The organism is Pseudoalteromonas sp. P1-13-1a, from assembly GCF_001401875.1.
In the GTDB taxonomy this organism is placed as follows: domain Bacteria; phylum Pseudomonadota; class Gammaproteobacteria; order Enterobacterales; family Alteromonadaceae; genus Pseudoalteromonas.
In genome coordinates this window covers 1-221 of the sequence record NZ_LKDV01000144.1, presented here as the reverse complement: position 1 = coordinate 221, position 221 = coordinate 1, and the positions used below count along the sequence as shown (strand labels likewise).

General features: G+C 44.8%; 1 tRNA gene. It reads left to right on the top strand.

Annotated elements, in window-relative coordinates:
- Position 1 precedes the first annotated feature (1 nt).
- Positions 2-77, top strand: a tRNA-Lys gene (locus AN391_RS20190).
- The last annotated feature ends 144 nt before the right edge of the window (positions 78-221 follow it).

Genomic DNA, 221 nt, shown 5'->3' with positions numbered 1-221 from the left:
CGGGTCATTAGCTCAGTTGGTAGAGCAGTGGACTTTTAATCCATTGGTCGATGGTTCAAGTCCATCATGACCCACCATTCTTTATTAAGCTAAAGAGTGGCTAAATCGGCGGATTTACGCAGCTTACTTAATAGAGTAAGCACACAGAGCGGGTCATTAGCTCAGTTGGTAGAGCAGTGGACTTTTAATCCATTGGTCGATGGTTCAAGTCCATCATGACC